Raw genomic sequence first — 21,310 nt, 5'->3', positions numbered from 1 at the left:
TTTAATCTGCGTGATCGTTGAGATTTTCAGATTTTTCTTGTTCTGCTTCTAGTGCTCGTACTCGGGCTTCAGTCTGATCAACATCTGATGTGATATCGATAAGCGGGGAGTCGTCGATTACTTCTTCATCCCATTTTTGTGAAATCATTTCCCAAGTTGGTTCGACGTCGGCAGCGTCGTCGTCTTCAATTTCAGATACTACTTCTGCTGAAACTTCTCGATGTTGTTCGACAGAATCGATATTTGATTCATCCAAGGCAGCAACTAGGGCATTTTCGTGACGACGTGTAAAGGCTCGCGATGCATCCCACTTCACACGCAGTAAACGCCGAATACGCGCACGTAATTTAAGTTCATGCCGGATCGCTTTGCGGCGTGTTATCCAAGCGTAGCCAAGAATACCCATCATAATAATTCCGACGTATCCCACAATCGGGTAAAGGGTGCCTACTAGGGTTTGAAAGCCGAAGAAAGATAGTCCAAAACCGATGAAAGAAAGGATAGAGATAGCCGGAATGAAATATTGCGGATTGGATGCTGTGACGCGTTTTGCAAGAGAATAATAAAGGCCGATAGCGGTATTAAAGATCATTCCATAAATAATGACTGCCATAGCTGTTCCTGCCACCGGATGAATGTGGTTAACGAGTTCTAGCATCGGCATCGGGGCGTCTTTAACTTTATCAATTTGTGCAAAGATTGCTAGAACAGACAACATTAAAATAATGCCAAATACTCCGCCACCAAGTAAGCCTCCGTACCCAGCGATTTTTGTATTAATGATATTGCCACCCATAACAAGAGCCATCGATATCGCTAAGGCCATGGACATCGTAACGTAATTAATTGTCGATATAGTTAGTGAAGGAATTGCCGGCCGCAAGGTAGTCGCTACTGGTTCAAGAGCATTAATAGATAAACTGGCATGAGTAAAAGCATGCACTGATGCCATAACAATAAATACTAAAATAAATGGAGTAATTAATCCGATAACAGTGGTAACTTTATCAACGTTAAGAAAACCGGCCGCAATCACTAAACCCACCATCGCTAAGGAGCCAACCCATGTGGGTAATCCATATTGTTGGTGGAAATTTGCGCCCGCGCCAGCAATCATTACGAAGCCCATCGTAAAAAGTGTTAGGACGGTAAAAACATCTAAAACTCGGGAGACGATTGGGTGGGAAACTTCGTTGAATACTGCAGAATGTTCTTTTGCGTGAAAATATGAGCCTAGCTGCATCACGATATAACCCGAGAGTGCAAATAAAAATGCGGCAACAAGAGCACCCCAAATGCCTGGTCTGCCAAAAGCGATAAAATATTGTAAAAGCTCTTGGCCAGATGCAAAACCGGCACCGATAATTAGTCCCATAAAGGCTAGCGCCATGACGACAGCTTGTTTGACCATAGTATCGTTATTTCTCATTCTTTTAGCGAACCTATCAAAGTCATTTTACGCGGTATCAAATAGAAAAGGTTTGCATATATTGCAGTGGGACTGGTTGCACATTTGGTTGGCCACTAAAGACGTTACAAAGTTGGAGTGTCGAGGAAGAGTAGGGCACAATAACAAAGTAGTAGTGTCAATTCAGAACCAAATATGAAAGGAAATCCCGTGACGGACATCCTCGAAGAATTACAATGGCGGGGTCTTATTGCTCAGCACTCAGATATTAACGAGTTGCGTAAGGCTCTGAACGAGGGCTCGATTTCTTTCTATTGTGGCTTTGATCCAACTGCCGCTTCATTGCATCATGGTCATTTAGTGGCAGTGAAAATGATGCGCCATTTGCAAATGGCAGGTCATCGTCCAATCGTTTTAGTGGGCGGAGCAACAGGGCTTATTGGCGATCCGCGGCCAAAAGGTGAAAGGTCGCTTAACACGCGAGAAACTGTCGCAGAATGGACGCAGGCATTACGATCTCAGCTTGAGTCGTTGCTTGATTTTGAGGGGCCGAATGCGGCAATTACGGTCAATAATCTTGACTGGACTAAAGAATTAAGTGCGATTGACTTCTTGCGCGATCTTGGGAAGCATTTCCGAATGGGGACAATGCTTTCAAAAGATATTGTGGCACGTCGGTTACAGTCTGATGAAGGTATTTCGTTTACTGAGTTTTCTTATCAGATTCTGCAAGCCAATGATTATCTAGAGTTATATCGCCGCTACAACTGTACGTTGGAGTTAGGCGGAAATGACCAGTGGGGAAATATCGTTGGTGGTATGGACCTAGTCCGCAAAGTTGAGGGCGCCAGCGTTCACGTACTTACGAATCAGTTGATTACAAAGTCTGATGGTACGAAGTTTGGTAAGACTGAAGGGGGCGCGGTGTGGCTGAATCCGCAGATGCTTAGCCCTTACAAGTTCTATCAGTTCTGGCTAAATACTGCGGATGCTGACGTTATTCGCATGCTTAAGGTTTTCACCTTTTTATCAAAAGAACGTATTGAGGAGCTTGAGGTTGAGCTTGCGGAGCGTGCTTATGCTCGTGAAGCGCAGCGTGTTTTAGCAGATGAAGTGACGACGTGGGTTCATGGGGCGCAAGCTACTGCGCGGGTTAAGGATGCATCTGCAGTGCTCTTTGGCAAGAAGGATCCGGTGGACGTTGATGGCGAGACACTGCGTGATGCGGTTGCTGAGTTACCGTTGGTGAACGCATCACTTGGAACAAGTTTGCAAGATGTTTTAGTCGACCTTGGCTTTGAGAAGGGGCGTGGAGCGGCCCGGCGGACTATTGCCGCAGGAGGAGTTTCGATTAATAACGTGAAGGTCGATGACGAAGAGCGCGTTTTGAATGCGGAAGATATTTTGGCTGGCGAATTGATCTTAGTTCGCAAGGGCCGTAAAAATATGGCTGCTATTCGAGTAGGATAGTGTCGCGGTTTTAATTATTAACCTACTGTGGGGGTGCGTTCATACTAGACGTACCCCCACAGTAACTAAACAGGCTTTATTCTGTTACCTCCCATTGTGGATCGCCTTGAACGCCCTTCGCCACAAGATAAGGATCGGAGCTAACTGGTGTTCTGAGCTTTGGATATCGCTTATCCTGCTTTCCCCACCATGGGAAGTGAGTGACAAAGCCGCCGTGGACGGGTGGCTTTTTAAGTTCAGGATCGAAGCCGAGTTCCGCCGGCGTTTCTTTGATTAAATCGCACATCCAGTATTTTTCTTCCTCGCTACAATGTTCTTTAACTATTGTTCGGTAGGCCTTAAAGTCTTGGAAGAGTCCGGTGGTGTACGGTTGACGATGCTTGACAACAACAACGTAGGCGCAGTAGATGAACAGTGCTACATTAGCTATTAAAGCGGCCATTGCGCAGATTATATTTGCGGTTGGATTCATTGTTGCAAAGTTGTTTTGTCCGGGAGAAATCAGTAATTCAGGGATAACGTTATTCATCGCGATCCAGAACATTAGTGTGTAACACCGGAACCATAGCCATTGACCTTTTGCCCAGAAAAATGTAGGTATCGTTGCTGCCAATAGGAGAGCGAATGTGCAATACCAGGTGTAATCGGCTAGTGCGTTATATAAAAATGCGTGATTCCACAAATCGTAGGCAATAACCCATGGCCAGATCATGTCTGCCCATATTAGGCCTTTGACTTTTTGATCTTTGCGGGTTGATACCGTAATTTTTGCCCAACCAGTCATGGTAATAATATTGAGCATTCTCCTAATAGTGAATTTCTATTAATCCAAAGGTAATCCTCAAATTTGATCATTTGTAGGAAAAAGTCTTAAACAAAGTGATGTAGGACCGTTAGGCTATTAATATTCCACAACGACGTGGTGTTAAGAACTGGTAAAGGTGTATGCAATGGGAAAGACATCTAGAAAGAACAGTCGCGGTAAAAACTTTTTAGCTTAAGTGGCTTAGTAGGTGCGGGTACATTCAGCTTTTTATATGCATATAGTCAACTTCATGGGAAAGCTACTTTAGAAGAACAGGCTTTTAGATATCCGGCAGATGATTTGATTGATGCAAATTATGATAACGGCTATTCCTCAACGTACGCGATTGATATCGATGCACCGGCTTATGCGGTCTATCGCTATTTAAAGCAACTTGGTTGTAATCGCACCGGATCGTTTTCGTCGGAATTTCTAGAACGAACTTTTGCTCGCTTGCCCTTCTTTAATTCTTATGAGATCCAGGAAGAATTCCAAACACCAGATGCTATTGATCCCGGAGATGTCGCCGCTTTTGATTATCACGGAATGACTATGGAATGGACTGATATCGTACCTGGTAAGTATCTCGTTTCTTGGACTGACACCAAGATGCCACCGGCAGCACCTGGATCTTATGCGTTTCGTTTCCCAGGGATGAAACATTTCGCGGCAGCTTGGTGTTTCTATCTTATTCCGCTTAAAGGGGAGCGGTGCCGATTGATTAATCATTGGCGTATTGGTTATGAAGACGATACCTTGCTGAACAAAGTCATTAACTGGCTTAATATCGAACTTGTTGGGGGATGCATGACTAATATGCAAAACGCTTATCTTAAGCGCGTTGCTGAGTTCCGGAAGAAGCCGCAGCTAAGCGGACGAATAATGCGTGGTTTGCTTGGTGGCCGGTTCTTTAACTCAGATACTCCAGCAGGGCGTTGGGATGGTACAGAGCTTTTTGAAGAGACGGAGACGCAGTGGATGCGTTTTGGACGTCGTAATCCAGCAGTTGCGGAGATGCGTGAGCCGGTAACAGATAATCCAAACTGGCCCCCCGTTGGTCCAGGAACGCCTTGGGATGGGCGTATAGATGAGGATTATTATGTCGATTGGCAAGAGCCTGAGTTTTCTTGGGACGAGCAGATTCGACAAAAGAACGAAAAGACATATTTGTCTGGCTGGGGTAAACAACAATAAACGTAGTAAAGGTGTATCTTCATGTTTGATTTCCCATATATAACTCCGCCAGATTATCCCACTTTGTTTTTCTTCGAAGTGGGTGAGTGGTATGACTATATCGCTCTGATCGCTACGGTTGCGGTACTGGCGTTTGTTGCGTGGCTGGTTATTCGGTATAAGTGGGCAGTTGTCATTTTTTCCTCATACTTCCCATTAGTTTAGGGATTTTTTGGTGGCCATATTCAACGGCAGGAACGACGACTGCAGGCTGGTTCCCCGTCGTGAAACACTATTCGGCACTATTGGGCTCGTTATCGTTAGTCGTGGAGTGCCCTAAAAACTTAGGGCACTCCAGATGGAATGTAACATTCGTCGTATTCCTCATTTTCGCAGCATTGATCATCATTATTTTCTTGATCATTAAAAAAGATGAAAATGCTCTTTTTGAGCGTCGTCGTCACGAATAATAGGTCAATAAAAACGAGAAAATAACGAAAGATATATTACTAACGTGCAGGCCAGTTAATTCTCGACCTGCACGTTAGTAATATATCTAGAAGTAAAATAAGAAGGCCTTGAAGATGTCTTTACTCCTCGCCAAAAAGTTGCTCTAAGCGAGTGTCAGGGATGAACCAAGTAAGCGCAATAGCAGCATAAATAAGGTATGAAACAAGCGGTAAAAAGAGTGATCCGGGAACCGCAATAAGATAGGCAATAATCGATATTTTTCCCTTCAAATCACGATTTAATCCGGAAAATTCAGAGTAGTCATGGCTCAAATGTGTCACAATATCACGTTGTAGAAAATGGTAAGTAATTGAGCACATCAGAAGAACGAAACCGTAAAATAATGTTGGAATTGGGGAAAATGGATGCGTACCTACCCATTCAGTAACCGCCGGTACCAAAGTTATCCAAAAAAGCCAGTGTAGATTTTTCCATAATGTGGTGCCAGAGATGGTTTTAGTGACTCCGATCAAGTGATGGTGGTTGGCCCAATAGATGCCAACATATATGTAGCTCAATACGTATGCCATCATTGTAGGGCCAAGTTTATAAATATCTGGCCAGTCAACGTCGTTGGGCAACGCCAATTTAAGAACCATAATTGTTATGACGATGGCGAGAACGCCGTCGCTAAAGGCCTCCATGCGTCCACTATTCATGGCAGTTCCCTTCTATAAAACAGCATATGCCAATAAAATCCTAACCGAAATTGAGTAGTTAGTTGCGGTGTATAAACCGCCTTGCGAATCAAAGACGATACCAGGAGCTGAATGAAAATCAATGTGAGTCAAATTCGTTGTAGTAGCAGTGTAGAACTATAAGTGAGTAAGCGTAACAAGTCTGTGATGGGTGTTACGTTGTTTTGGTTTGACGGTTGGGGTGGGGGTGCGTAAAGTTTTTATCTGTCGCCGGGAGCGCGGTTGTGTTCTTTGGTGGTGGCGCTGGTTTGGTGCGTGGTTGTGACTGGGTGTTTTTGCTTGGTTGTGGTTGTGTGTTAGACTGGTGTGGATAGCCTTCTTGATGGTTGCCTGGCTTTGTTGTTGGGTGGTTGTTGGGTGTGGGTGTGTTGTTTGATATCTCAATAGTGTGTCAGCTTTTTACAATGATTTTTTGTTTGGGAAGCGGATTGTGCTGGTTGCTTTTTTGGTGGCTGGTGTGGTTTGTTTTCTTTTTTATTTTGGATGAGCTAGTTTTGGTTTGTCTGTTTTGTTGAGTCTGTTTTTGGGCTTTTCGAACGTGTATTGATTGGATGCCTTTTTGTTGGGTGTTTGGTTTTTGTTTGGAGAGTTTGATCCTGGCTCAGGACGAACGCTGGCGGCGTGCTTAACACATGCAAGTCGAACGATGAAGCCCTAGCTTGCTGGGGTGGATTAGTGGCGAACGGGTGAGTAATACGTGAGTAACCTGCCCCCTTCTTCGGGATAAGCCTTGGAAACGGGGTCTAATACTGGATATTCTGCTTCTGCCGCATGGTGGGGGTTGGAAAGGGTTTCTGGTGGGGGATGGGCTCACGGCCTATCAGCTTGTTGGTGGGGTGATGGCCTACCAAGGCGTCGACGGGTAGCCGGCCTGAGAGGGTGACCGGCCACATTGGGACTGAGATACGGCCCAGACTCCTACGGGAGGCAGCAGTGGGGAATATTGCACAATGGACGCAAGTCTGATGCAGCGACGCCGCGTGGGGGATGAAGGCTTTCGGGTTGTAAACTCCTTTTAACACTGAACAAGGCGTAAGTTGAGGGTAGGTGTTGAATAAGCGCCGGCTAACTACGTGCCAGCAGCCGCGGTAATACGTAGGGCGCGAGCGTTGTCCGGAATTATTGGGCGTAAAGAGCTCGTAGGCGGTTTGTCGCGTCTGCTGTGAAAGACCGGGGCTTAACTCCGGGGCTGCAGTGGGTACGGGCAGACTAGAGTGCGGTAGGGGTAATTGGAATTCCTGGTGTAGCGGTGGAATGCGCAGATATCAGGAGGAACACCGATGGCGAAGGCAGGTTACTGGGCCGTTACTGACGCTGAGGAGCGAAAGCATGGGGAGCGAACAGGATTAGATACCCTGGTAGTCCATGCCGTAAACGTTGGGCACTAGGTGTGGGGCCTATTTCCATGGGTTCTGTACCGTAGCTAACGCATTAAGTGCCCCGCCTGGGGAGTACGGCCGCAAGGCTAAAACTCAAAGGAATTGACGGGGGCCCGCACAAGCGGCGGAGCATGCGGATTAATTCGATGCAACGCGAAGAACCTTACCAAGGCTTGACATACACTGCGACATGCTAGAGATAGTGTGGCCTTCGGGGTGGTGTACAGGTGGTGCATGGTTGTCGTCAGCTCGTGTCGTGAGATGTTGGGTTAAGTCCCGCAACGAGCGCAACCCTTGTCTTGTGTTGCCAGCACGTTATGGTGGGGACTCACGAGAGACTGCCGGGGTTAACTCGGAGGAAGGTGGGGATGACGTCAAATCATCATGCCCCTTATGTCTTGGGCTTCACGCATGCTACAATGGCTGGTACAGAGGGTTGCGAGCCTGTGAGGGTGAGCGAATCCCTTAAAGCCAGTCTCAGTTCGGATTGGGGTCTGCAACTCGACCCCATGAAGTCGGAGTCGCTAGTAATCGCAGATCAGCAACGCTGCGGTGAATACGTTCCCGGGCCTTGTACACACCGCCCGTCACGTCACGAAAGTTGGTAACACCCGAAGCCCGTGGCCTAACCTTTTGGGGGGAGCGGTCGAAGGTGGGATTGGCGATTGGGACGAAGTCGTAACAAGGTAGCCGTACCGGAAGGTGCGGCTGGATCACCTCCTTTCTAAGGAGCTGCCTTACACCTGGTTTTATTTGTTTGATTGTGGGTGTGCTGATGCCTTTGTTGGTGTTGGTTTGGTGGTTTTTAGTGGAAAATTTTTTTGTTGTGGGAAGTTGGCATGCTGTTGGGGTGTGGGGTAATACTCCGTGCTGCCTGTGGATGATTGATGGCCTGTGTGGTTGTTGGTTGTTTGTGGTGTTGGTGTGGTGGTTGAGAATTGTATAGTGGACGCGAGCATCTTTGGTTTTTTGTAAGTGTTCAAGAGCGTTCGGTGGATGCCTTGGCATACGGAGCCGATGAAGGACGTTGTAGCCTGCGATAAGCCTCGGGGAGTTGGCAAACGAGCTGTGATCCGGGGGTGTCCGAATGGGGGAACCTGGCCAGAGTTGTTTCTGGTTACCAGCATCTGAATGTATAGGGTGTTTGGGGGTAACGCGGGGAAGTGAAACATCTTAGTACCCGCAGGAAAAGATATTCTGTGAGTAGTGGCGAGCGAAAGCGGATGAGGCTAAACCATGCGCGTGTGATAGCCATCGGGTGTTGCGTGTGTGGTGTTGTGGGGCCATGTTTGACCTTGCCGATGTGGGGTCGGGTAGTGATAAATGCTAGCGTGTAGACGAATCAGTTGGGAAGCTGGACCGTAGACGGTGAGAGTCCGGTAGTTGTAATGTGTTAGCCTGCCTTATGTGGTGCCCGAGTAGCACGGGGCCCGTGAAATCCCGTGTGAATCTGCACAGACCACTGTGTAAGCCTAAATACTCCGTGTGACCGATAGTGTAGTAGTACCGTGAGGGAATGGTGAAAAGTACCCCGGGAGGGGAGTGAAATAGTACCTGAAACCGGACGCTTACAATCCGTCAGAGCCTCCTTGGTAGGGGTGATGGCGTGCCTTTTGAAGAATGAGCCTGCGAGTTAGTGGCATGTAGCGAGGTTAACCCGTGTGGGGGAGCCGTAGCGAAAGCGAGTTTTAAAAAGCGGTTTTTAGTTGCATGTTCTAGACCCGAAGCGGGGTGATCTACCCATGGGCAGGTTGAAGCACGTGTAAGAGCGTGTGGAGGACCGAACCCACTTCAGTTGAAAATGGAGGGGATGACCTGTGGGTAGGGGTGAAAGGCCAATCAAACTCCGTGATAGCTGGTTCTCCCCGAAATGCATTTAGGTGCAGCGTCGTGTGTTTCTTATCGGAGGTAGAGCGACTGGATGGCCGATGGCCCTTATCGGGGTACTGACGTCAGCCAAACTCCGAATGCCGGTAAGTTAGAGCACGGCAGTGAGACTGCGGGGGATAAGCTTCGTAGTCGAGAGGGAAACAGCCCAGACCGCCGGTTAAGGCCCCTAAGCGTGTGCTAAGTGGGAAAGGATGTGGAGTTGCTGTGACAACCAGGAGGTTGGCTTAGAAGCAGCCACCCTTGAAAGAGTGCGTAATAGCTCACTGGTCAAGTGATTCTGCGCCGACAATGTAGCGGGGCTTAAGTACACCGCCGAAACCGCGGCAATGAAATTTTTTTTGTTTTGTTGGGTAGGGGAGCGTCGTGCGTGAGGTGAAGCAGCACAGGTGACTGGTTGTGGATTTCGTACGAGTGAGAATGCAGGCATGAGTAGCGAATGACGGGTGAGAATCCCGTCCGCCGAATAACTAAGGGTTCCAGGGCCAGGTTCGTCCGCCCTGGGTTAGTCGGGTCCTAAGGCGAGGCCGACAGGCGTAGTCGATGGGCAACCAGTTGATATTCTGGTACCGGCGAAAGACCGTCCGTGTTGAATCGTGGGATACTAACCATCCGAGCTATGGTTCCTTCCTTCGGGTTGGGGTTGTGGTGAGCGTGGGAACTGATCGCGTAGTAGGCAAGCGTGTTAACAGGGGTGACGCAGAGTGGTAGCTTCGCGTGGCTAATGGCTTGCCACGTTTAACAGCGCAGCCTGTTTCCTAGGTAAATCCGGGAAGCGTGTAGGTGAGGCTGGATGATGACCCATTTTTTGTGGGGAAGTAGAGTGATCCTGTGCTGTCGAGAAAAGCCTCGACGTTAGGTCTTAGCCGCCCGTACCCTAAACCGACACAGGTAGTTGAGTAGAGAATACTAAGGCGAGCGAGTGAATCGTGGTTAAGGAACTCGGCAAAATGCCCCCGTAACTTCGGAAGAAGGGGGGCCCGGACCTTGAAGCCTTTTAACAGGCTAGGGGGAAGGGCCGCAGAAACCAGGGAGAAGCGACTGTTTATCAAAAACACAGGTCCGTGCGAACACGTAAGTGGATGTATACGGACTGACGCCTGCCCGGTGCTGGAAGGTTAAGAGGAACGGTTAAAATACTTTTGTGTTTGAAGCTGTGAATTTAAGCCCCAGTAAACGGCGGTGGTAACTATAACCATCCTAAGGTAGCGAAATTCCTTGTCGGGTAAGTTCCGACCTGCACGAATGGCGTAACGACTTCTCCACTGTCTCAACCGCGAACTCGGTGAAATTGCATTACGAGTAAAGATGCTCGTTACGCGCAGCAGGACGGAAAGACCCCGGGACCTTTACTATAGCTTGGTATTGGTGTTCGGTACGGCTTGTGTAGGATAGGTGGGAGACTTTGAAGCGGCCACGCCAGTGGTTGTGGAGTCATTGTTGAAATACCACTCTGGTCGTGCTGGATGTCTAACCTTGGACCATGATCTGGTTCAGGGACAGTGCCTGGTGGGTAGTTTAACTGGGGCGGTTGCCTCCTAAATGGTAACGGAGGCGCTCAAAGGTTCCCTCAGCCTGGTTGGCAATCAGGTGTTGAGTGTAAGTGTACAAGGGAGCTTGACTGTGAGACCGACAGGTCGAGCAGGTACGAAAGTAGGAACTAGTGATCCGGCGGTGGCTTGTGGAAGCGCCGTCGCTCAACGGATAAAAGGTACCCCGGGGATAACAGGCTGATCCTGCCCAAGAGTTCATATCGACGGCATGGTTTGGCACCTCGATGTCGGCTCGTCGCATCCTGGGGCTGGAGTAGGTCCCAAGGGTTGGGCTGTTCGCCCATTAAAGCGGCACGCGAGCTGGGTTCAGAACGTCGTGAGACAGTTCGGTCCCTATCCGCTGCGCGCGTAGGAAACTTGAAAAGGGCTGTCCCTAGTACGAGAGGACCGGGACGGACGAACCTCTGGTGTGCCAGTTGTACCGCCAGGTGCATGGCTGGTTGGCTACGTTCGGGAAGGATAACCGCTGAAAGCATCTAAGCGGGAAGCCTGCTTTGAGATGAGGTTTCCATAAACATTATTGTTTTGTAGGCCCCCTATAGACCATGGGGTTGATAGGCCAGGCGTGGAAGCATCGTAAGGTGTGGAGCTGACTGGTACTAATGGCCAACCATTTACAAAAAGTTTCCTTATCGTCAGTGTTTTATTATGGAACATGTTGATGGTAATGCTGCTCGCGTCTACTATACGATTCTTGACTCCCACACGTTGTAGTGCGTGTGTGTTATGTCAACCATTTTGACGGTGGTCATAGTGGTAGGGAAACGCCCGGTTACCATTCCGAACCCGGAAGCTAAGCCTACCAACGCCGATGGTACTGCACTCGAGGGGGTGTGGGAGAGTAGGACACCGCCGTCACTTAACGTGATATAAGGGGAGGGTGTTGACGATAAGTCAACACCCTCCCCACACCTATACCCACAAGCGATCCGACATACAGTTTGTAACCCACTGAGGGTTTGGTGTTTGGTGTATTCGGCTTTTTCAGACTCATTTGAGTAGCAAATATGCATAAATATTGCCCAATATCACCTTTGATAACTGTAAGAAGTAGCTACACCCGTGGCACGCTTGTGTAAAATAGATTTAGCAATGTGCATATCGCGCATAGAATGTTTTTATAATTTAACCCGAGGAATATATGTCAGATTATCGTAGTAATAGTGAAAATCAATCCCGCCGTGATGGTGGTTCCTCGGGGTGGCAATCTGCTTCCTCTCGTGGTCCTCGTCGTTGGGATAATGACCGGCGGGATAATCGTCGTGATGACCGCCGTGATGAGCGTGGTCCTCGTCGTTGGGATAATGACCGGCGGGATAATCGTCGTGATGACCGCCGTGATGAGCGTGGTCCTCGTCGTTGGGATAATGACCGGCGGGATAATCGTCGTGATGACCGCCGTGACGATCGTGGTCCTCGTCGTTGGGATAATGATCGCCGTGATGAGCGTGGTCCTCGTCGTTGGGATAATGACCGGCGGGATAATCGTCGTGATGACCGCCGTGATGAGCGTGGTCCTCGTCGTTGGGATAATGATCGCCGTGATGAGCGTGGTCCTCGTCGTTGGGATAATGACCGGCGGGATAATCGTCGTGATGACCGCCGTGATGAGCGTGGTCCTCGTCGTTGGGATAATGATCGCCGTGATGAGCGTGGTCCTCGTAAGTGGGATAATGACCGGCGGGATAATCGTCGTGACGACCGCCGTGACGATCGCCGTTCATCTAATCATGATGGTTCTTGGAATGAAGAACGGCAGTTTAACTATAACGACTCCCGTGATCTATATGATGAAATCCCAGATTCGATCACACCTCAATCACTTGATGAAGATGTTCGACGTCGCCTGCTCAGCTTAAATAAGGAAAATGGTGAGCGTGTGGCCCGCCATCTTGCCTACGCTGGGGAAATGATGGATATCGATCCAGAAGTCGCTTACCAGCACGCTCATGCAGCGTATCAACGTGCAGCCCGTGTTGACGTAGTTCGTGAAGCGCTTGGGTTGACTGCGTACATTACCGAACGGTATGCCGAAGCATTGCGAGAATTGCGTACTTACCGCAGAATGAGCGATGACTATTCGCATATTCCTATTGAAGCTGACTCAGAGCGTGGTCTAGGACGCCCAGAAAAAGCACTACGTTTTATTGAAGGTATCCCGTTGGCACGGCTTGATGCGGAAGCGAAAATTGAACTCGTCATTGTTATTTCTGGTGCACGTTCTGAAGTTGGCGATGCAGAAGGCGGCTTAGCGGTATTAGAAAAAGTACTCGTAGAAAACCTTGAACCACAGCTGGCTGCTCGTGTGCAGTTGACTAAGGCTGACCGGTTGGAAGAATTAGGACATAATGATGAGGCGCAAGAACTCCGTGCACAGTGGCAGAGTGTGTTTGACGGAGATCAAGATTTCTCGATGATGGTAGACCTCGACGACATACTTGATGATATGCCTGAAGAGGATCCCCAAAGTGAAGAGCATAATATCGACGAACATGATGATTTTGCCGATGTTGAAGATCTCGATCCTGAAGAGTTTGGCGAAGAGTTTCAAGACGATGATTTTGACGATGCTGAAGAATTTGACGATGAGTTAGAAGAATTAGAAGAACTCGACGACGACGTTGACATTGACGAGACTGATGAAGATCACGTGGATGACGATGTTGATGAAGAATTTGCTGAGGCATTTGATGAGTTATTTGATGATGAGGAATCAAATGAGTAAGAATCACATTCTTGATAGTTATGATGTGATTTTATCTGATCTAGATGGGGTAGCCTACCGCGGAGCAAGCGTAGCGCTTGGAGCCGTTGAAGGATATCAGGCCGTTAAAGATGCCGGAGTGCAGGTCATATATATGACTAACAATTCTGCACGCGTACCTGACCAGACCGCTGATCAGCTCTCTGCTCTTGGTATACCCACCGCGCCTGGTGACGTCGTCACTAGCGCAATAACTGGCGTCATGCTATTAGCTACGCTTGTTCCAGCTGGTGCTAAAGTTCTTCCTCTTGGCGCGGAAGGTGTTATTGAAGCGTTACGCGAAGGTGGATTTACTATAGTGGCATCCGCCGACGATAATCCTGATGCGGTTTTGCATGGACTTAACCCTGAAGCAACATGGCTTGATCTATCTGAAGCTGCATTGGCTATCAAGGCCGGTGCAGTGTATGTAGCAACAAATATTGATGCTACATTGCCACGCGAGCGTGGCGAGTACCTTGGCAATGGATCGTTAGTAGCCGCCATTTCTCACGCAACAGGGGTAGTGCCTCCGTCATCTGGAAAACCAGAGCCAACAATGTACCGTTTGGCACTTGAAAAATCTGGGGGAAAGTATCCACTTGCAGTTGGAGATCGCCTTAACACCGACATTTTGGGGGCTAATCGTGCCGGTTATGACTCGGCACATGTACTAACCGGGGTTGCACGGATGCGTGACGTGATGTTGGCTAGTGCTGATGAACGACCAACCTATCCAATTTTCGACTTGCGAGATTTAACCGGCCCTTATTATGAGCCACAAGGCGACAATAATGGTGTTCGCGTGGGGGACGCTCATGTTCAGATTGATGATCGTCGCATTTTCCTCAATGGTGAACGTATCGATCAGGAAAGGCCGCGATTACAATTACGTGAATATCAAGCACTGGTTCATGCCGTTTGGCAGAAAGTTGATGCTGGCCATGATATGTCATGGCTTCCTGATTATGAACCGGTATGGCGTTAAATCAGTGACCACATCATGACAAATTCTGATACTTCAGCTACTCATCGTCCAGCACCTAAGCCCCGTATTGCAATTAATCCGGATCAGGTGCTGGACGATCTTGAGCACAAGTCACGCTCGGAACAAATTGCTGATTTAGAAAAAGTTCATCAAGAACTGACCATAATGCTTGGTCGTGCTCAACTATAAAGGATATTCCGTCATGGCAAAGTTAATTCGAGTCGATGCAGAGTTGGTGCGACGAGGTTTGGCGCGTTCCCGTAATGAGGCTGGAGAATTAATACATGCCGGGCGGGTTTTTCTTGACAAAAATGTTGTCACTAAACCTTCACGCCAAATGAACCCAGCACAGGCGCTTCTTGTTAATACCGAGGATCGAGACGATTACGCCTCTCGAGGTGCATATAAGCTCCTTGGAGCTCTTGAATATTTAGGTGAACATCAACCAGGTATTGCTGGTGTGCGGGCACTAGATGCCGGTGCGTCAACTGGTGGATTCACAGATGTTTTGTTGCGTCGTGGGGCAGCAAGTGTTGTAGCCGTAGATGTTGGATATGGACAACTGGCGTGGCGACTGCGCGAGGATCCTAGGGTCGAAGTTCATGAACGGACCAACGTACGTACACTTCGACCCGACGTTGTCGCTCCAGCACCTGACCTCGTCGTCGGTGATCTGTCCTTTATTTCCCTGACTCTTGTCTTGCCTGCGCTTGTTTCTTGTGCATCAAAGACGGCAGATTTTTTACTTATGGTCAAACCACAATTTGAAATTGGTAAAGAGCGGTTAGGTGCTGGTGGGGTAGTACGAAACCCTGAACATCATGTTGAAACAGTAATGACAGTTGCGCAATCGGCCCGTCAACTAGGTCTAGGAATCCAAGCAATCGCACCATCCCCTCTACCAGGTCCTGCTGGAAACGTCGAATATTTTATCCATATGAAAGCAGGGCATGACGATGCTTTGGGTATCGAGTTAGAACATGCTGTACGAAATGCAGTGGCATGCGGACCTGCTGGAATGACAGCGAAGTAACATAATATTGTTACTAAAAGATACAACTAGATGAAGGACGAGGAGGGGCGATGACACGAAAAGTTGGCTTACTATCGCATAATAGAAATCCTGATGTGATCGCCTCAGCGAGGCATATTGCCCAAGCTTTAACAGCATCTGGCATTGACGTATCATGGCTTGATCCGGTGCCTCATAGTTATGATGATACCTGTGGGAAGCGACCTGAATTGCACGAAGTTGGCGATATTGAAATCGTCTTGGTCATAGGTGGCGACGGTACTATTTTGCGCGCTGCTGAGCTTACATACGGTAGCAACATTCCAATTCTAGGGATCAATTACGGGCATATGGGTTTTCTTGCGGAAGCAGATCCAGAGTCCATGACGCATGTTATATCTGCTATTCAGCACGGGGAGTGGACTGTAGATACACGTATGGCAGTGCAGGTAAGCATTGAAATGCCCCATGGTAGTACCACCTGTAGTTGGGCATTAAATGAAGTATCTATTGAAAAAGACCCCATGTCCCGAATGGTGGAAGCAGATATTTCAATCGACGGCGTTCCGTTGTCTTCTTTTAGTTGCGATACTGTTCTTGTTTCTACCCCCACTGGTTCTACGGCGTATTCGTTTTCTGCTGGCGGTCCAGTAGTATGGCCAGATGTTGATGCACTGGTTGTGACACCGGTTGCAGCCCATGCGTTATTTGCTCGTCCGCTCGTTGTGAGCCCAGATTCGCATGTCGCGGTTGATATTAATAGCGAAAACGCGCATGTGTGGTGTGATGGACGACGGCTATTTCCTGCGCCGGCACAAACTCGGGTTACTGTTACCAGAGATAATCACAGAGTCCAGTTGGCCCGCTTGAATGCGATGCCGTTTACCGGGCGTCTTGTTCGTAAATTTAACCTTCCAACCAAAGGATGGCGGAGTAATGGAGACGCTGAATGATTGAAGAACTACAAATTAAAGATTTAGGTGTTATTGAGCAGGCGCACGTTCATTTCGGTCCGGGACTCAATGCGCTGACAGGGGAAACCGGCGCCGGAAAAACTATGGCATTGACTTCGTTGATGATGTTAATGGGAAATAAAATCGACTCCGCAAAAGTGCGGGTTGGGGCACAAGCAGCCGTTGTTGATGGGACATTTGTTGTTGACGGTTCGTCGCCAGCTGTAAATATCGTGCAAAATGCCGGCGGAAATGTCGACTTTGACGGCGATCAAGCTATTATTTATATCAGTCGTCATTTGCCCGCTTCAGGGCGGACAAAAGCCTACGTTGGTGGACATCCTGTGCCACTTGCTGTTCTGAAAGAATTGAGTGAGCATCTGGTAACTGTGCATGGTCAAACCGATCAGCTTCGGCTAAAAGCGCCTAAAGCACAACGAGATGCATTAGACGAATTTGGTGGAAACGATATTGCTGAAGCTATTGGGCAATATCGAAATAGTTGGGATAAGTATCAGGCTTTGCTCGCTGAACGTGAAGATTTCCGTTCGCAAGTAGCGCAGGCCGGCACCGAACGTCTCGCATTAGAAGCACTGATCACGCGTGTTGATGCTATTCAACCACGTGTTGGTGAAGAAGATGAGTTAAAAGCACAAGCAATATTGCTGGAAAATATTGAAGATGTTCGCCACGCCATGACCGAAAGTGTAAATGCGTTAGATTCGGAAGACAACGGCGCACTCTACCAACTTGATCAGGCGGTTAACTATCTGGAAAAAATTGCAAATAGTGATCCCGAAATTGCTGATATGGTTGTCACATTACGTGAATTGAATTCTCGTGCATCAGATATTTCAAATGAATTAGGAAGACGGCTTTCTCTTCTCGATGCTGATCCAGAGAAGTTGAATGCGATTCACGAGCGCCGTGCACAATTAAAAACATTACAACAAGATCTTGGTATGGGGTTAGCTGAGATTATTGACCGACGAGCTCATGCTGATGAGCGGCTAGCGGAAATCGCTAACCCACAGCAGGTTTTAGAAGATATTACTTTAGCGGTTGAACAGGAATATGAGCGGCTTACATCGTATGGTGAACAATTACACCGGCTTCGAGTAAAGTATGGGCAAAAATTAGGTAAGCAAGTCAGTGTAGAGCTAGCAAAACTCGCCATGAAAGATGCCACATTTTCAGTGTCGGTGACGTTAGCCAAAGAGCCAGGAATGCACGGCATGGACCAAGTTGAGTTCCAGCTTGCACCGCATCGGGGAAGTCCTCTTTTCCCTCTTGGGCAAACTGCATCGGGTGGTGAAATGTCACGTGTGATGCTGGCGCTTGAAGTCGTTTTGGCACAGGATATTGCAGTTCGTGGACACACTTTTATTTTCGACGAAGTTGACGCAGGAATTGGCGGAAAGACGGCACTTTCTATAGGTGAGCGGCTGGCAATATTAGGGCGTAAATGTCAAGTTATTGCGGTGACTCATTTGGCTCAAGTAGCTGCTTACGCCACCCGGCATATCACGGTTCAAAAGAGCTCATCTCAGTCAGGTGGAATCACAGATGTCAGTGTTTTAGATCAGGCTCAACGTACTGGTGAACTGGCTCGGATGCTATCGGGACACGAAGAATCAGAAGCGGCACTCGCCCACGCCGCTGAGTTACTTCGCTCCGTTCATATGTCATGATAAACGTATGTTATTCAAACGGCGTAAGAATGCGGTGACGGCTACCCTTGGAAATTATGAGGGGTCTGTTAAGGTCGATTCGCGGACGAAGAATTTAACAAAACGTCTAACACCCGGTGATATTGCGATCATCGATCATGAAGATCTAGATCGTGTATCAGCTGAGGCTCTTGTTGAGTGTAAACCTATTGTGGTGCTCAACGCGGCGAAATCGACGTCTGGACGATATCCAAACTTGGGGCCTATTATTCTCAATGAAGCAGGTATTCCGCTTATTGATGACCTTGGATCTGCAGTCATGGACATTCGCGAAGGAGCAATTGTCAAAGTTGACGCTGATGGGGTCGTGACACTAAACGGCGAGGTTATTGCTGAAGGGCGGGTTCAAACCGCACAAACGATCCAGGATGCGCGGGAAGCTGCACGTGCTGGTATGTCTACCCAGCTTAAAGCTTTTGCAACAAATACGATGGAGTATGTTGAACGCGAACAGGATCTCATCCTCGATGGAATTGGGATGCCTGAGGTTCATACGTCTTTTGCCGGACGCCATGCACTTATTGTTGTTCGTGGATATCGGTATAAGGAAGATCTCGTTGCCTTACGGACGTATATTCGTGAGTATCGGCCGGTGCTTGTAGGCGTTGACGGTGGCGCGGATGCTCTCATCGAAGCTGGTTATAAGCCTGATATGATCGTGGGCGATATGGATTCAGTTTCTGATGAAGCATTAAAGTCAGGAGCTGAAGTTGTTGTTCATGCTTATCGTGATGGACGTGCTCCTGGCCGTAAGCGCGTTGAAGATCTTGGTATCGAACACATTATATTCCCGGCAACTGGAACCTCTGAAGATATTGCGATGCTTTTAGCTGATGCTAAAGGGGCGAATTTGATTGTCGCGCTTGGCACACACTCGACGTTGATAGAATATCTCGATAAAGGACGACGAGGGATGGCATCAACATTTCTTACGCGGCTTCAGGTTGGTTCGAAACTTATCGATGCAAAAGGCGTTAGCCAGCTGTACCGTTCGCGTATTTCTAACTGGCAGGTCGCATTTTTGCTGATTACTGGTTTACTTGTTATTGGTGCTTCATTAGCGGTAACGGACGCTGGGCAAATCCTCTTTGGTTTGTTCAAAGTCTGGTTCTCTGATGCAGTATTTTGGTTTAAGAGTCTTTTTTAGGTGGAATCATGGTTGACTTTCGTTATCACCTCGTCTCGCTCGGTGCAGTTTTTATTGCTCTTGCGGTAGGTATTATTTTGGGTGCTGGCCCGTTACAAAATTCCATTGGCAATGTCTTGAATTCGCAAGTCCAGGCCTTGTCCGAATCGAATGAGAAGCTTAAAGAAGAATCGAACGGTTTTAAGAGCACGATTGCTCAGTATGAAAATGCGTGGGAGGATCTTGCTCCGTCGTTAGTTACCGATACGTTAGCTGATAGGTCAGTTGCAATTATCGCGCTACCAGGGGTGACGACCGAAGAAATAAGCGCGGTTACTCAGCGGTTGGCTGATGCAGGTGCTTCAATCAATATGCAAATAACGTTAAACGGTGTGTGGACAGCAGCTGATCAAACAGCATATCGCACGACTTTTGCCTCGCAACTGGCAACTTACATTGATAGTGCAGATGCCAGCGCTGATCCGAATACTCTGATGGCTGATGCGCTTCGTCAATTAGCTGTGAATGGTGAAACATATGGGCAAAATGCTACATTGCGTGATATTTTCACAGGTTCAGACCATCCAATGATGACGATTGCAGCATCAAGTGAAGCCGCTGCACAAGCGGTTGTCTTTATCGCACCAAATACCGATCAGGAAACGATTGATAAGCGTTCCTTGGAGAATTCTGAAGTGCAGGCACAAGCCACTTACGATGCTCAAACATATGCTGAGCTTGCTGCCTGGTTTAGTGAAGCTATCCCGACGGTTGTTGCCGGTGCCGCAGATTCGCCAGCTGATGTTGCTCGAGTTGTGCGTGATGCAAACACGGCTTCTACTGTTGATAATCTGTCTGACTCTTTGAGCATCGGCAGTGTTAACGTCGTTATGGCTGTTGCTTCAGAACTTAATGATTCGCTTGTTCATCTGGGGTTCAATGAAGGTGCGAAAGCGGCGCTTTCGCAACGCGTAGAGTCGGTTCTCCCCGCGCAGAGCGCACCAGCAGATTCTTCCCAAGATGCTGTTAGTGCAGAAAGCAAGCCTGCTTCATGAAGCGTTCCCTTTTAGCTTGTTTAGCTTCCGCTACACTCGCTCGTGGGGTGGGAGAGGCTGCTAAGAGAGTGTCATTACCCAACTGGCAGCGAACGTCTTTTAACAGCAAAGCTGTATCACTAACTGGTGGCGCTCAAGTGGCACTAGGGATACTTGCCGGAACTTTTGCGATACCTGACAGACGTTTACGTTCAGCGAGTTTGATTGCCGTTGGCACCGGCGCGGGTGCTGGGTACATTGATGATCACCTTGAATCGCGGTTCAAGGCACAAGGCAAAGGATTTCACGGTCATCTTGGGGCATTAAAGTCCGGAAAGATAACGTCGGGAGTGGCGAAGATTGTCATTATCGGCTCTGGTGCAACTCTTGCGAGTGTGGTACTTAATTACCCGCGTTCTTTGCGTGATCTTTTTTCTACGAGCGTTGATGCCGCACTTATCGCCGGAACTGCTAATTTAGTTAATCTTCTTGATCTACGTCCGGGGCGAGCTTTGAAAGTTGCTCTTGTCAGTGCTGGTTTATCTGGCACTATCGCCAAGTCATCGCACGTTGTGCCAGCATCTGTTGTCGGCAGTTCACTTGCATCTTTACCGGCAGATTTACGTGGTGAAACGATGCTTGGTGACTTAGGAGCAAATGCACTTGGTGGGCAACTAGGAGTGATGTTTGCGCGCGCTATGCCGATCTACGGACGTTGTCTGGCACTGGCTGGCATTATTGGCTTAACTGGGATATCTGAGAAAGTATCGTTTTCACATGTGATCGATAATAACTCGGTACTTCATTTCCTTGATCAGCTTGGTCGCTCTTAAGGTCTGGG

15 protein-coding genes, 3 rRNA genes and 1 pseudogene are annotated in these 21,310 nt (G+C 48.3%); 16 read left to right on the top strand and 3 right to left on the bottom strand.

Annotated elements, in window-relative coordinates; all coding sequences use genetic code 11:
* Position 1: 1 nt before the first annotated feature.
* Positions 2 to 1,429, bottom strand: a complete 1,428-nt coding sequence (locus HC352_RS04635; protein WP_247645157.1) for a YkvI family membrane protein — start codon at positions 1,427 to 1,429, stop codon at positions 2 to 4.
* 189 nt (positions 1,430 to 1,618) lie between these two features.
* On the opposite strand from HC352_RS04635, the gene tyrS reads away from it, so the two are divergent.
* Positions 1,619 to 2,878 (top strand): tyrosine--tRNA ligase, encoded by a 1,260-nt coding sequence (gene tyrS, locus HC352_RS04630; protein ID WP_168917797.1) that lies wholly within the window; start codon positions 1,619 to 1,621, stop codon positions 2,876 to 2,878.
* Positions 2,879 to 2,954: 76 nt separating this feature from the next.
* Here the strand turns inward: tyrS and HC352_RS04625 are convergent, their stop codons facing one another.
* Complete coding sequence (locus tag HC352_RS04625; protein WP_168917796.1) at positions 2,955 to 3,680, bottom strand: DUF5692 family protein; 726 nt, start codon at positions 3,678 to 3,680, stop codon at positions 2,955 to 2,957.
* 234 nt (positions 3,681 to 3,914) lie between these two features.
* Between HC352_RS04625 and HC352_RS04620 the strand changes: the two are divergent.
* The 3 genes and pseudogenes from HC352_RS04620 to HC352_RS09200 all read left to right on the top strand — a co-directional run.
* Positions 3,915 to 4,877: pseudogene (locus HC352_RS04620) on the top strand (hypothetical protein); the annotation flags it as partial.
* Between the two features lie 21 nt (positions 4,878 to 4,898).
* The gene (locus tag HC352_RS09205) at positions 4,899 to 5,081 is read left to right on the top strand and encodes a hypothetical protein (RefSeq protein WP_168917795.1); all 183 of its coding nucleotides are present in this window, start codon (positions 4,899 to 4,901) and stop codon (positions 5,079 to 5,081) included.
* On the top strand, positions 5,039 to 5,326 hold the full coding sequence (locus HC352_RS09200; RefSeq protein ID WP_369801221.1) for a DUF5692 family protein: 288 nt from the start codon (positions 5,039 to 5,041) through the stop codon (positions 5,324 to 5,326). Before HC352_RS09205 ends, HC352_RS09200 begins: the two co-directional genes overlap by 43 nt.
* A gap of 120 nt (positions 5,327 to 5,446) precedes the next feature.
* Here HC352_RS09200 and HC352_RS04610 read toward each other — a convergent pair whose 3' ends face one another.
* Positions 5,447 to 6,025: a TMEM175 family protein gene (locus HC352_RS04610; RefSeq protein WP_168917794.1), complete on the bottom strand. Its 579-nt coding sequence runs from the start codon at positions 6,023 to 6,025 to the stop codon at positions 5,447 to 5,449.
* A gap of 617 nt (positions 6,026 to 6,642) precedes the next feature.
* Here HC352_RS04610 and HC352_RS04605 point away from each other — a divergent pair.
* The 12 genes from HC352_RS04605 to HC352_RS04550 all read left to right on the top strand — a co-directional run bounded on the left by HC352_RS04605 (position 6,643) and on the right by HC352_RS04550 (position 21,302).
* Positions 6,643 to 8,167: ribosomal RNA gene (locus HC352_RS04605) — 16S ribosomal RNA — on the top strand.
* Positions 8,168 to 8,412: 245 nt separating this feature from the next.
* Positions 8,413 to 11,505, top strand: a 23S ribosomal RNA gene (locus HC352_RS04600).
* Positions 11,506 to 11,623: 118 nt separating this feature from the next.
* Positions 11,624 to 11,741, top strand: a 5S ribosomal RNA gene (gene rrf, locus HC352_RS04595).
* Together the 16S, 23S and 5S rRNA genes form the textbook arrangement of a ribosomal RNA operon.
* A gap of 283 nt (positions 11,742 to 12,024) precedes the next feature.
* Positions 12,025 to 13,608 (top strand): hypothetical protein, encoded by a 1,584-nt coding sequence (locus tag HC352_RS09055; RefSeq protein WP_168917793.1) that lies wholly within the window; start codon positions 12,025 to 12,027, stop codon positions 13,606 to 13,608.
* Entirely contained in the window at positions 13,601 to 14,614 is a 1,014-nt protein-coding gene (locus HC352_RS04585) for an HAD-IIA family hydrolase (protein WP_168917792.1), read from the top strand. Before HC352_RS09055 ends, HC352_RS04585 begins: the two co-directional genes overlap by 8 nt.
* 15 nt (positions 14,615 to 14,629) lie before the next feature.
* A complete protein-coding gene (locus tag HC352_RS04580) occupies positions 14,630 to 14,803 on the top strand; it encodes a hypothetical protein (protein WP_168917791.1) in 174 nt (57 codons plus the stop codon).
* A 13-nt stretch (positions 14,804 to 14,816) separates the two neighbouring features.
* Positions 14,817 to 15,647 (top strand): TlyA family RNA methyltransferase, encoded by an 831-nt coding sequence (locus HC352_RS04575; protein ID WP_168917790.1) that lies wholly within the window; start codon positions 14,817 to 14,819, stop codon positions 15,645 to 15,647.
* 50 nt (positions 15,648 to 15,697) lie between these two features.
* On the top strand, positions 15,698 to 16,579 hold the full coding sequence (locus HC352_RS04570; RefSeq protein ID WP_168917789.1) for an NAD kinase: 882 nt from the start codon (positions 15,698 to 15,700) through the stop codon (positions 16,577 to 16,579).
* Complete coding sequence (gene recN, locus HC352_RS04565; protein ID WP_168917788.1) at positions 16,576 to 18,270, top strand: DNA repair protein RecN; 1,695 nt, start codon at positions 16,576 to 16,578, stop codon at positions 18,268 to 18,270. Before HC352_RS04570 ends, recN begins: the two co-directional genes overlap by 4 nt.
* A 7-nt stretch (positions 18,271 to 18,277) precedes the next feature.
* A complete protein-coding gene (gene steA / locus HC352_RS04560; protein ID WP_168917787.1) occupies positions 18,278 to 19,456 on the top strand; it encodes a putative cytokinetic ring protein SteA in 1,179 nt (392 codons plus the stop codon).
* 8 nt (positions 19,457 to 19,464) lie between these two features.
* The gene (locus tag HC352_RS04555; RefSeq protein ID WP_168917786.1) at positions 19,465 to 20,490 is read left to right on the top strand and encodes a copper transporter; all 1,026 of its coding nucleotides are present in this window, start codon (positions 19,465 to 19,467) and stop codon (positions 20,488 to 20,490) included.
* Positions 20,487 to 21,302: a hypothetical protein gene (locus HC352_RS04550; RefSeq protein ID WP_168917785.1), complete on the top strand. Its 816-nt coding sequence runs from the start codon at positions 20,487 to 20,489 to the stop codon at positions 21,300 to 21,302. The genes HC352_RS04555 and HC352_RS04550 overlap by 4 nt, the downstream gene beginning before the upstream one ends.
* Positions 21,303 to 21,310: the final 8 nt, after the last annotated feature.

Origin of the sequence: Arcanobacterium buesumense (genome assembly GCF_012563545.1) — a bacterium.
In the GTDB taxonomy this organism is placed as follows: domain Bacteria; phylum Actinomycetota; class Actinomycetes; order Actinomycetales; family Actinomycetaceae; genus Arcanobacterium; species Arcanobacterium buesumense.
This window is presented reverse-complemented; position numbering and strand designations above follow the sequence as displayed.

Bases quoted from the DNA above. Each gene is read 5' to 3' on its own strand.
- HC352_RS04635 (WP_247645157.1), bottom strand. From the start codon at position 1,429: ATGAGAAATAACGATACTATGGTCAAACAAGCTGTCGTCATGGCGCTA.
- HC352_RS04625 (WP_168917796.1), bottom strand. From the start codon at position 3,680: ATGCTCAATATTATTACCATGACTGGTTGGGCAAAAATTACGGTATCA.
- HC352_RS09205 (WP_168917795.1), top strand. From the start codon at position 4,899: ATGTTTGATTTCCCATATATAACTCCGCCAGATTATCCCACTTTGTTT.
- HC352_RS04610 (WP_168917794.1), bottom strand. From the start codon at position 6,025: ATGAATAGTGGACGCATGGAGGCCTTTAGCGACGGCGTTCTCGCCATC.
- HC352_RS09055 (WP_168917793.1), top strand. From the start codon at position 12,025: ATGTCAGATTATCGTAGTAATAGTGAAAATCAATCCCGCCGTGATGGT.
- HC352_RS04585 (WP_168917792.1), top strand. From the start codon at position 13,601: ATGAGTAAGAATCACATTCTTGATAGTTATGATGTGATTTTATCTGAT.
- HC352_RS04580 (WP_168917791.1), top strand. From the start codon at position 14,630: ATGACAAATTCTGATACTTCAGCTACTCATCGTCCAGCACCTAAGCCC.
- HC352_RS04575 (WP_168917790.1), top strand. From the start codon at position 14,817: ATGGCAAAGTTAATTCGAGTCGATGCAGAGTTGGTGCGACGAGGTTTG.
- HC352_RS04570 (WP_168917789.1), top strand. From the start codon at position 15,698: ATGACACGAAAAGTTGGCTTACTATCGCATAATAGAAATCCTGATGTG.
- recN (WP_168917788.1), top strand. From the start codon at position 16,576: ATGATTGAAGAACTACAAATTAAAGATTTAGGTGTTATTGAGCAGGCG.
- steA (WP_168917787.1), top strand. From the start codon at position 18,278: ATGTTATTCAAACGGCGTAAGAATGCGGTGACGGCTACCCTTGGAAAT.
- HC352_RS04555 (WP_168917786.1), top strand. From the start codon at position 19,465: ATGGTTGACTTTCGTTATCACCTCGTCTCGCTCGGTGCAGTTTTTATT.
- HC352_RS04550 (WP_168917785.1), top strand. From the start codon at position 20,487: ATGAAGCGTTCCCTTTTAGCTTGTTTAGCTTCCGCTACACTCGCTCGT.